This is a genomic window from Rhizobacter sp. OV335, assembly GCF_900142965.1.
GTDB lineage: Bacteria > Pseudomonadota > Gammaproteobacteria > Burkholderiales > Burkholderiaceae_C > Rhizobacter.
In genome coordinates this window covers 31,242-43,237 of the sequence record NZ_FRCQ01000030.1, presented here as the reverse complement: position 1 = coordinate 43,237, position 11,996 = coordinate 31,242, and the positions used below count along the sequence as shown (strand labels likewise).

At 72.8% G+C, this 11,996-nt stretch carries 2 protein-coding genes; both read left to right on the top strand.

What is annotated here, in order from left to right:
* On the top strand, window positions 1–7,968 hold the full coding sequence (locus BUE42_RS25330) for a non-ribosomal peptide synthetase (protein ID WP_083614560.1): 7,968 nt from the start codon (window positions 1–3) through the stop codon (window positions 7,966–7,968).
* A complete protein-coding gene (locus tag BUE42_RS25325; RefSeq protein ID WP_073468070.1) occupies window positions 7,965–11,966 on the top strand; it encodes a non-ribosomal peptide synthetase in 4,002 nt (1,333 codons plus the stop codon). The genes BUE42_RS25330 and BUE42_RS25325 overlap by 4 nt, the downstream gene beginning before the upstream one ends.
* The last annotated feature ends 30 nt before the right edge of the window (window positions 11,967–11,996 follow it).

Below are 11,996 nucleotides of genomic sequence, written 5' to 3'. Positions count from 1 at the left end.
ATGAGTTCACGCGCCCGCGACATCGCCGAGCGATTCACCCGTTTGCCGGCCGAGCGCCGCAGTGCCTTCCTCGCGCTGCTGCGCGAGCAGGGCGTCGACTTCGGCCGGCTGCCGATCGTGCCGTGGCCATCGTCCGATTCATCCGATGAACCCGATCCGATGTCGCACGCCCAGGCCCGCCAGTGGTTCCTGTGGCGGCTCGACCCTGCTGGCACCGCGTACCACATCGCCGGTGCACTGCGCCTGAGCGGGCGGCTCGACGTGGCCGCGCTGCGCGCGAGCTTCGACGTGCTGGTCGAGCGGCACGAATCGCTGCGCACCGTGTTCGACGCCTTGCCCGATGGGCTGGCGCAGCCGCGCGTGTTGCCGGCCAGCACGATCGAGCTGGCCGAGCGCGACACCGACGAAGCCTCGCTGGCCGCCGAGCTGCAGCGCATCAACGCCGAGCCCTTCGACCTGGCGCGCGGCCCGCTGCTGCGGCTGGCGCTGTTGCGGCTCGCACCGCAGCAGCACGTGCTGGCGGTCGTGATGCACCACATCGTGTCCGACGGCGCGTCGCTGCAGGTGATCGTCGGCGAGTTCGTCGCGCTGTACCAGGCGCAGGTCGAGGGCCGTTCGATCACGCTGCCGCCGCTGCCGATCCGCTATGCCGACTACGCCCGCTGGCAGCGCCATGGCCTGGCGGCCGGCGAGCAGGCGCGGCAGCTCGCGCATTGGACCGCCCAGCTCGGTGCCGATCATCCGGTGCTGCAGCTGCCGACCGACCGCCCGCGCGTGGCCGAGGCGCGGCTGCGCGCGGCGCAGCACGCGGTCGACCTGCCGCCGGCGCTGGTGCAATCGCTGCGCCAGCGGGCCGAGGCGCATCACGCGACGCTGTTCGCCGCGCTGCTGGCCGGCTGGCAGGCGCTGCTCGCGCGCTGGACCGGCCAGCACGACCTGCGCGTCGGCGTGCCGATCGCCAACCGGCAGCGCGTCGAGACCGAGGGGCTGGTCGGCTTCTTCGTCAACACGCAGGTGCTGCGCAACGTCGTCAACGCGCGCATGCCGCTCGCGCAGGTGCTGGCGCAGGCGCGCGACGCCGCGCTCGGTGCGCAGGAGCATCAGGACCTGCCGTTCGAGCAGCTCGTCGACGCGTTGCAGCCCGAGCGCAGCCTCGGCACGCACCCGCTGTTCCAGGTGCTCTACAACCACCAGCGCCACCACCAGGCGCTGCTCGCGCAACTGCCCGGCCTGCGCGTGCAGGAGCAGCCGCTGGGCGAACTGGCCTCGCAGTTCGAGCTGACGCTGGACACGCTGGAGCATCCGGACGGTCGCGTGCAGGCGGTCTTCAGCTACGCCGATGCCTTGTTCGAGCCGGCGACGATCGCGCGGCTGGCGCGGCAGTACCTCGCGATGCTGGCTGCGTTGGCCTGGCAGCCGCAGACGGCGCTGGGCGATGTCGACCTGCTCGACGCGCAGGAGCGTGCGCAACTGCAGGCCTGGGGCGTCAACGCCCCGCAGCCGGCGGGTGGCGAGTGGGTGCACCAGGCGTTCGAGCGGCATGCGCTGAGTCACCCCGATGCGCCGGCTCTGCTGCAGGGCAACGGCGTGCTGAGCTATGGCGAGCTGAACCGCCGCGCGAATCGGCTCGCGCACCGGCTGATCGCGCAAGGCGTGGGGGCGGAGACGCGGGTCGCGGTCTCGCTGCCGCGTTCGTTCGAACTGATCGTCGCGCTGCTGGCGGTGCTGAAGGCCGGCGGCGCGTACGTGCCGATGGACCCGTCGCACCCGGCCGAGCGGCTCGCGTTCACGCGCGAGGACTGCGGGGCAGCGCTGCTGCTGACGCTGGAGTCGGTGCGTGATCTGGAGGCGCAAGGCGACATCGACATCGACAGCGACCCCGCCGTGCCGTTGCACGCCGGCAGCCTGGCCTACGTGATCTACACCTCCGGCTCGACCGGCCGGCCGAAGGGCGTGGCCGTCGCCCACGGGCCGCTCGCGATGCACTGCCGCGTGACTGGCGTGCTGTACGAGATGAGAACGGCGACGCGCGAGCTGCATTTCCTGTCGTTCTCGTTCGACGGCGCGCACGAGCGGCTGTTGACGGTGCTGGGCTGCGGCGCGTCGCTGCTGCTGCGCGACGAGGCGCTGTGGACGCCGGCGCAGACGCTCGCGGCGATGCGCGAGCGCGGCGTGACGAACGCCGGTTTCCCGCCGGCCTACCTGCAGGCGCTGGCTCGCGATCATTCCCAGGAGAGGGAGGATGATCCGTTCGCCCTGAGCCTGTCGAAGGGTGGCCCTGAGCACAGTTCCGTTCGGACTGAGCCTGTCGAAGGCCCCGCGCGCTTCGGCCACAACCCTTCGACGGACGGGCCCTCGACAAGCTCGGTCCCTGCTCAGGTCCTTCGACAGGCTCAGGATGATCGGGCCCTTCGACAGGCTCAGGGCGAACGGGGGGCCGGGGCCGCGCCGCTCGCGCTGCTGTCGTTCGGCGGCGAGGCGATGCCGCGCGCCGGGCTGCAGGCGGTGCGCGAGCACCTGCGACCGCGGCTGCTGATCAACGGCTACGGGCCAACGGAGGCGGTCGTCACGCCGGTGCTGTGGAAGGCGCGCGGTGACGCGGCCGCCATCGACACCCCCTACGTGCCGATCGGCCGGCCCTGCGGCGACCGCACGGCGCGCGTGCTCGATGCCGACATGAACCTGCTGCCGCCGGGCGCGGCCGGCGAGCTGTACTTGGGCGGTGCCGGGCTCGCGCGCGGCTACCTGGGCCGCGCGGGGCTGACGGCCGAGCGCTTCGTCGCCGATCCGTTCGATGCGAACGGCGGGCGGCTCTACCGCACCGGCGACCTGGTGCGCTGGATCGTCGATGCCGATGCCGATGGCGAGGGGCAGCTGGAGTACCTCGGCCGCATCGACCAGCAGGTGAAAGTGCGTGGTTTCCGGATCGAGCTCGGCGAGGTCGAGGCCCGGTTGATGCCGCTGCCTGGCGTCGCCGAGGCGGTCGCGAGCGTGCAGCAGGGGCCGGGCGGCGCACGGCTGGTGGCGCACGTCACCGCGCGGACCGGCGCGGTGCTGGTGCCTGCCGAGCTGCGCGCGCAACTCGCAGCGCAGTTGCCGGACTACATGGTGCCGGCTGCGATCGCGGTGGTCGACGCGCTGCCGCTGAACCCGAACGGCAAGGTCGACCGTCGGGCGCTGCCGTTCATCGAGGCGCAGGTCGATGGCGACCGCTACGAGGCGCCGCAGGGCGAGGTCGAGCAGGCGCTGGCGACGCTGTGGGCCGAGCTGCTCGGCGTGCCGCGCGTCGGCCGCCACGACAACTTCTTCGACCTGGGCGGCGATTCGATCCTGAGCCTGCAGATCGTCGCGCGTATGCGCGGCCTGGGCTGGGCGTTGACGCCGCGCCAGGTCTTCGAGCGGCAGACGCCGGCGCTGCTGGCGCCACTCGCGCAGGCCGAGGTGGTGCGTGAGGCTCGCACCGAGCGTGATCCCGTCGGCGAGGTGCCGCTGCTGCCGATCCAGCAGGAGTTCTTCGCGCTGGAGATGCAGCACCGCGATCACTGGAACCAGTCGCTGCTGCTGCACAGCCGGGAGCCGCTGCAGACCGCCGCGCTCGCGCAGGCGCTGGCGGCGCTGCTGCGGCACCACGACAGCCTGCGGCTGCGCTTCACGCAGGACGCCGAGGGCGGCTGGCACCAGGCCTATGCCGCGTACGACGAGACCGCGCAGCGCGAGCTGCTGTGGGTGCGGCGCGCCTCGGGTGCACAGGAGATCGAGGCGCTGTGCGACGAGGTGCAGCGCAGCCTCGACCTGTCGCGCGGCCCGCTGCTACGCGGCCTGGCGATCGAGGTGGCCGACGGGGGCTGGCGGCTGATGCTCGCGGTCCATCACCTGGTGGTGGATGGCGTGTCGTGGCGCATCCTGCTCGAAGATCTGCAGACGGCCTATGCGCAGTGCGTGGCGAGGCAGCCCGTTGAACTGCCGCCGAAGACGAGCAGCTACCAGGAATGGAGCAGAACCCTCGTAGCCCGGATGCCAATCCGGGACGCGGCGGTCGATGGGGACCCCGGATTGGCATCCGGGCTACGGGTTGCACGCCCCCACGGCAGCAACCTCGCCGGCGAGCAGACCACCACCGAGCTGCGCCTCGACGCCGCCCATACCGAGGCCTTGCTGAAGCGCGCCCCATCCGCCTACCGCACCCAGGTCAACGACCTGCTGCTGACCGCGCTCGGCCGCGCGTTGTGCGGCTGGAGCGGGCACGAGCGCATCCGCATCGACCTCGAAGGCCATGGCCGCGAGGACATTGCCGACGACATCGACCTGTCGCGCACCGTGGGCTGGTTCACCAGCCTGTTCCCGGTGGTGCTGGACCCGCTGGGCGAGCCCGGCGCGGCGCTGAAGCGGGTCAAGGAAGCCTTGCGCGCCGTGCCGCTGCGCGGCCTCGCGCACGGCCTGTTGAAGCACAGCGGGCCGCCCGAGGTGCAGCAGGCCTTGCGCGCGCTGCCGCCGTCGCAGGTCGTCTTCAACTACCTCGGCCAGTTCGACGGCAGCTTCGACGCGGCCGCGGCCTGGCGGCCGGCGCAGGAGCGCTCCGGCGCCTCCGTGCACGAATCGGCCCCACAGGCGCACGAGTTCTCGATCGACGGGCAGGTGTACGACGGCCAGCTCGCGTTGAGCGTGCGCTACAGCCCGGCCCGGCATGACACGGCCGAGGTGCAGCGCTTCGTCGATGCGTTCCGCGGCGAACTGCTCGCGCTGATCGAACACTGCAGCGGTGGTGCGCTCGGCGTCACGCCGTCGGACTTCCCGCTGGCGCGCATCGATCAAGCCACGCTGGACGGCCTGAAGCTGCCGCTGCCGAACCTCGACGACCTGTACCCGCTGTCGCCGATGCAGGCCGGCATGCTGTTCCAGTCGCTGGTCGACGAGCGCGGCGAGGCCTACCGCACGCAGTTGCGCGTCGACCTCGACGGGCTCGACGTGGCCCGCTTCCGCGCCGCCTGGACCACCGTGCTGGCGCGGCACGAGGTGCTGCGCAGCGGCTTCATCGCGCAGCCGCCGCTGCAGTGGGTGGCGCGCCGCGTGGAGTTGCCGTGGTCGGTGCAGGACTGGCGCGATCGCACGGGTGCCGAGGTCGACGCGTTTGCGCAGGCCGAGCTGGTGGCGCCGCTGGACCTCGCTAAGCCGCCGCTGATGCGCGTGGCGCTGCTGCGCACGCAGGACGATCGCCATCACGTCGTGTGGACCGCCCACCACCTGCTGCTCGACGGCTGGAGCAGCTCGCTGCTGCTCGGCGAGGTGCTGCGCGCCTACGACAGGGCGGCGCTGCCGGCGCCGCTTGGGCGCTTCCGCGACCACATCGCGTGGCTGCAGTCGCGCGATCCGGCGGCCGGCGAGGCGCATTGGCGGGCGCAGCTCGCGCCACTGGCGTCGCCGACCTTGCTGGCCTCGGCGCTGCGCCGTCCCCAACCGGCTCGGCCGGGACAAGGCGGCCTGCGCCGCACGCTGCCGGTGCAGCCGCTGATCGACGCCGCGCGCCGCGAGCGCGTGACGATCAACACGCTGGTGCAGGCGGCCTGGGCGCTGGTGCTGGCGCGCTGCACCGGGCAGCGCACCGTCTGCTTCGGCAGCACCGTCGCCGGCCGACCGGCCGAGTTGCCGGGTGCGCAGCAGATGCTGGGGCTGTTCATCAACACGCTGCCGGTGCTCGCGACGCTGCGGCCGGCCCAGCGGCTGGGCGACTGGTTGCGCGCGCTGCAGGCGCAGGGGCTGGCGGCGCGCGAGCATGAGCACACGCCGCTGGTCGAGATCCAGCGCTGGGCCGGGCAGGGCGGGCAGGCGCTGTTCGACAGCCTGCTGGTGTTCGAGAACTATCCCATCGATGCCGCGCTGCGCCAGGCGCCGCCGGGTGGCTTGCGCGTCGGCGCGTCGAGCACGCGCGACGACACGCACTATGCGCTGACGCTGGCGTTGCACCAGGGCGAGGCGCTGGCCTTCGACTGGCGCTATGCGCATGACGCGTTCGACGAGGCGACCGTTGCGCAGTTGGCCGGGCAGGTCGAGCGGGTGCTGGCGGCCTTCGTGCGCGAGCCTGACGCCTGCGTCGGCGCGCTGTCGGTGCTGGCCGATGGCGAGCGCGACGGGCTGCTGCGGCAGGGCGAGAACGGGCTGGGCGATGTGCCGGGAGAGGTCGAGCCGGTGCACCGCACAATCGAGCGGTTGGCCCGGGCGCAACCGGAGGCGACGGCGCTGGTCTTCGGCGATGTGGAACTAAGCCGCGGCGAGCTGAATGCGCAGGCCAACCGGTTGGCGCACCGGCTGATCGCGCAGGGCGTGCGGCCGCAGGCCTGCGTGGGGATCGCGCTCGAGCGCTCGGTGGAGATGATCGTCGCGGTGCTCGCGGTGCTGAAGGCCGGCGCAGCCTACGTGCCGCTGGACCCGGCCTATCCCGCCGAGCGGCGACTGGCGATGGTGGAAGACAGCGGCATCGCGCCGGTGCTGACCGAGGTCGACGCCGATGCGCTGAAGGACCAGCCGGCGAGCGATCCGCAACTGCCGCTGCACCTGGATCAACTCGCGTACGTGATCCACACCTCCGGCTCGACCGGTCGGCCGAAGGGCGTGGCGGTGTCGCACCGGGCGCTGGCCCGGCACGCGCAGGCGGCCGCCAACTTCTTCGGTCTCGTGCCCGGCGACCGCGTGCTGCAGTTCGCGACGCTGAACTTCGATGCCTTCGTCGAGCAGTTGTTCGCGCCGCTGGCTGTCGGCGCGGCGGTAGTGCTGCGTGGTCCGGAGGTGTGGGACAGCGCGACATTCCGCCGCGAGGTGATCGCGCGGCGTGTCAGCGTCGCGGACTTGACGACGGCGTACTGGCAACTGCTGGCGCAGGATTTCGCGCGGGAGCCCGGCCATGACCTGGGCGCGCTGCGCCAGGTGCATGTGGGTGGCGAGGCGATGTCGCCCGAGGGCCTGAAAGCCTGGCGCGACGCGGGCTTGTCGCACATCCGGCTGCTGAATGCCTACGGCCCGACCGAGGCCACCGTGACCGCCTCGGCATTGGACTGCACGCCCTTCGTCACCGGCGATGTCGCGTGGCCGGCCTCGGTGCCGATCGGCACTGCCTTGCCCGGCCGCGCGCTGCGCATCGTCGACGCCGACTTGCACCCGGTGGTCGTCGGCGTGGCCGGCGAGCTGTGCATCGGTGGCCCGTTGCTGGCCCGCGGCTACCTCGGCCGCCCGGGCCTGACGGCTGAGCGATTCATTGCTGATCCTTTCGATGGCGACGGCGGCCGCCTGTACCGCACCGGCGACTTGGTCCGCTGGACCGATGGCGGGCAGATCGAGTACCTCGGCCGCGTCGACCACCAGGTGAAGCTGCGCGGCTTCCGCATCGAACTCGGCGAGATCGAGGCCGCGCTGCTGGCGCAGCCGGAGCTGCGCGAGGCGGTCGTGCTGGCACGGCCCTCCGCGGCCGGCCCGCGGCTGGTCGCCTACGTGTCGTTGCAAGCCGGCGCGTCGATCGAGCCACACCAGCTGCGCGAGCGCCTGGCGGCGGTGCTGCCCGAGCCCATGCGGCCGTCGGCGCTGATGATCTTGCCGACGCTGCCGCTGACCCCCGCCGGCAAGCTCGACCGCCAGGCCTTGCCCGAACCCGAAGCGGCCGCCGAGGCAGAGCACGTGCCGCCGCTCGGCGACACCGAGCAGGCGCTGGCGGCGATCTGGTGCGAGCTGCTCGGCGTGCCGCGCGTCGGCCGACACGATCACTTCTTCGAGCTCGGCGGGCATTCGCTGATCGCGGTGCGGCTGGTTGCCGAGCTGCGGCACCGGCTGGGGCTGGAGGTTGCGCTGCGCACCGTGTTCGATCACCCGACGCTGGCCGACCTGGCCGCCGCGTTGCCGGCCCGGCCGGCCGCGCGCACCGCGGACCGGCTCGGCGCGCTGCTCGACGAACTGGAAGATTCACTGGAAGACACGCTGGAATGACGATCGAACTGGCTTCCCTGTCGCACCGCTTCGTGCAGTTGCCACCGGGCAAACGCGCTGCCTTCATCGAGCGGCTGCGCGCCGAAGGCATCGGCTTCGACGCGCTGCCGCTGATCGCCCGCGAGCCCGGCACGCCCGCGCCGCTGGCCCCGGCGCAGCGCGCGCTCTGGCTGGCCTGGCAGCGCGCGCCGCAATCGCCGGCCTACAACCTGGCCGGGCGCTTGCGCATCCGCGGCACGTGCAGCGCCGACGACGTGCAGGTCGCGCTGCGCCGGCTGGTGCAGCGGCATGCGGTGCTTCGCACGCGGATCGCGCTGGATGCCGACGGGCAGGCGGTGCAGGTCGTCGACGAGGCGGCGGACGCGTTCGGCTGGTCGGTGCACGGCGCGTGCACCGATGCGGATGCGCGCGCCTTCGCGGCCCGGCCGTTCGACCTGGAGCGCGGCCCGGTCTTCCGTGCGGCGCTGCACCGCGAGCCCGACGGCGGGCTGGTGCTGCTGCTCGGTGTGCACCACATCGCGGCGGATGGCGGCTCGGTGGCGCTGCTGCTGCAGGAACTCTCTTCGTTGCTGCGTGACCCCGGTCGGACGCTCGAACGGCCGGCGCTGCAATACGCCGATCACGCGCAATGGCAGCAGCGCTGGCTCGAGGCCGGTGAACTGGCGCGCCAGCAAGCCTGGTGGGTCGACGAGCTGCGCGACGCACCGCTCGCCACTACGCTGCCTCTCGACCGCCCGCGCCGTGCGCCACGCAGTGCCCGCGGCGAGCTGCTCGGCTTCGGCCTGCCGCCCGAGACCGGCGACGCGCTGCTCGCGCTGGCGCGCCGCGATGCCGCTTCGCCCGCGATGGTGACGCTGGCCTTGCTCGCGCTGCTGCTGCACCGCTACGGCGGCGACCGCGATGTGTGCATCGGCGTGCCGTCGGCGAACCGCGACCGCGCGGAGCTCGCCGGCATGGTCGGGCACTTCACCAACGTGATGGTGCTGCGGTTGCGCATCGATCCGCAGGCCGGTTTCGCGGCCCTGCTGCGCCAGGTGCGCGAGCGGCTGCTGGCCGCGCGGCAGCAGGCGCACCTGCCGCTGGACCAGCTGGTCGAGGCGCTCGGCGTCGAGCGCAGTGCCGGGCTGCATCCGCTGTTCCAGGTCAAGTGCGCGTCGCAGGCCACCGGCGGTGCATCGGGCCTGCCGGCGGAGGGCGGGCTGCAGATCGACATCGACGGCGTCGCGGTCGACGAGGTGCACTTCGACCTGAGCCTCGATGTGATGGAGAACGCTCGCGGGCTGGACTTCCAGCTCGCGTGGGCGATCGACCTGTTCGATCGCGCGACGGTCGACCGATTGGCTGCTGCCTTCGTTGATCTCGCTGCGCAGGTCGCCACCGATCCACAGCGCGCGCTGGCGTCGACCACGCTGCCGGGCGAGCCGTCGGTGCTGCATGGCGAGCCGGTGAAGTGGCCATGGCAAAGCGTGCCGGCGCTGTGGGCCGTGCAGGCCGTGCGGCATGCGCAGCGTCCGGCCGTCGTCGGTGCGGACGGCGCGCACACGCACGCGCAGCTGGAGCGCGCCGCCCGCGGCTTGGCCGCGCAGCTCGGCCAGCGTGGCATCGGCGCCGAGGCGCGCGTGGCGCTGCTGCTGGAGCGCAGCAGCGCGTTCGTGCTGGCGATGCTGGCGGTGATGAAGGCCGGCGCAGTGGTCGTGCCGCTGGATCCATCGCTGCCGGTGCCGCGCCTGCAGGCGCTGGTGCGCGACTGCGGCGCCCGCGCGCTGATGGCCGCTGCGCCGGTGCCGTGGAGCACGCTGCCGGTGATCGAGCCGCGCTTCGACGCGCCGCTGCCGTTGCTGCTGCCGCCCGAGCCGGTGCTGCTACCCGACCAGGCCGCGTACCTGATCTACACCTCCGGCTCGACCGGCGCACCGAAGGGCGTGGTCGTCTCGCACGGCGCGCTCGCGAACTATGCGCAATCGATGCTGGCGCGGCTGGCGCTGCCTGGTGAGGCCCTGAACTTCGCGATGGTCTCGACCGTCGCTGCCGACCTCGGCCACACGACGCTGTTCGGCGCGCTGTGCTCCGGCGGCAGCCTGCTGATGCTCGACCCCGCCGCGGCCTTCGACCCCGATGCGTTTGCCGACGCGATGCAGCGCCACCGCATCGACGTGCTGAAGATCGTGCCCAGCCACCTGAAGGGCTTGTTGAACGCCGCCCGACCGCAGGACGTGCTGCCGGCCCACACGCTGGTGCTCGGCGGCGAGGTGGCCGATGCGGCGCTGATCGCCGCGGTGCGCACGCTGCGACCGGGGCTGCGCATCGTCAACCACTACGGGCCGACGGAAACCTGCGTCGGCATGCTGATGCACGTCGCGGCCGAGACCGATGCGGCGCTGCCGCTGGGCCGGCCGATCGGCGGCATGTCGGCCTTCGCGCTCGATGACGCGCTCGAGCCGGTGCAGCCCGGCATCGCCGGCGAGTTGTATGTCGGCGGGCCGGGCGTCGCGCGCGGCTACCAGGGGCAGCCGGGGCTGACGGCGAGCCGCTTCGTCGCGTCGCCGTTCAAGCCAGGTGAGCGCCTGTACCGCACCGGCGACCGTGTGCGCCAGCGCAGCGATGGCGCGCTGGTGTTCCTCGGCCGCAGCGACGACCAGCTGAAGATCCGCGGCTTCCGAGTCGAGCCGGGGGAGTTGCAGGCGCGGATGCGCGAGATGGACGGCGTGGCAGATGCCGCGGTGCTGCCCGGCGAGAGCGAGGCCGGTGCCACGGTGCTGTGGGCCTACGTGGTGCCGCGCGTGGGTGCAGTGCTCGATGCCGCCACGCTGCGCCTCGCACTGCAGGCCAGCCTGCCGGGGTGGCTGGTGCCGGAGGCGATCGTCGTGCTCGACGCGATGCCGTTGACGGCCAACGGCAAGATCGACCGCAAGGCGCTGCCGCGGCCGGTGCAGGCGGCGGTGGCTCGCCCCATCGAGCCGCCGCGCGGCCCCACCGAGCAGGCGCTGGCGCGCCTCTTCGGCGAGGTGCTGGGGCTCGATGCGGTCGGCCGCGACGATGATTTCTTCGAGCTTGGCGGCGATTCGATCCTGAGCCTGAAGCTGATCGCGCGCATCCGCAAGCAGGTGCCGGGCGGCACGGGACTGGCGCTGTCGGAGGTGATGCAGGCCACGCGGCTGCGCGACCTGGCCGGACGACTCCAGCAGCGGCTCGAGCAGCAGCACGATGCGATCTGCCTGCATGCGGGCGGGGCGGGCGTGCCGCTGTATTGCCTGCCGGGGATGATCGTCAACTCGCGCGAGTTCCTGCCGCTGACCGAGGCGCTGCAAGGCATGCGGCCGGTGCACGGCTTCGTCAGCCACGTCTACACGCGCCGGCGCTGGCGCGGCTTCGCGGTGCAGGCGCTGGCGGCGGAGTACGCGGCGTTCATCGAGGCGACCGCGGTGCAGGGGCGCTGCGCGCTGCTCGGCTGGTCGTCGGGCGGCGACCTGGCGATCGAGGTCGCGCGGCAACTGCAGGGGCGCGTCGCGGTCGACTTCGTCGGCATGGTCGACGTGTTCGAGACCGAGCCGCTGCGCGCGTCGCGGCCACTCGGTGCGGCTGAACGTGCGCTGGCCTGGCGCGAGATCGACGCGTGGGTCGGCAGATCGACGATGGCCGAGGCGTGGCGCGAGCTGTTCACGCGGCTCGACGACATCGAGCGCGACGGGCTGGCCGAGCAGGTGCTGGTCGGCGACCGCGCGCTGCCGCTCGATGGCGACGGCGACGACGCGGCGGAGGTCCTGCTGTGGGCGACGCTCGACAAGCGCTCCCAGGGGGCGCGCTACCAGCACGGCCGCATCGACACGCCGATGCACGTGTTCCACGCCGGCCAGTCGGTGAACGACACGGCGGGCCGCCTGCGCGACTGGGCGGTGCATGCACCGGTGGTAGCCACCACAGTGATCGACGGGGCCAGCCACCTCGACATCATCCGTCGCCCGCAGCTGCACGAGGCCCTCCGCCTGGCGCTCCCCTAGAATCGTTCGCCCCGTGCATGTCGCATGGGC

Excerpts from the sequence above, each read along its gene's own strand:
- BUE42_RS25325 (WP_073468070.1), top strand. The coding sequence starts at position 7,965 with ATGACGATCGAACTGGCTTCCCTGTCGCACCGCTTCGTGCAGTTGCCA.
- BUE42_RS25330 (WP_083614560.1), top strand. The coding sequence starts at position 1 with ATGAGTTCACGCGCCCGCGACATCGCCGAGCGATTCACCCGTTTGCCG.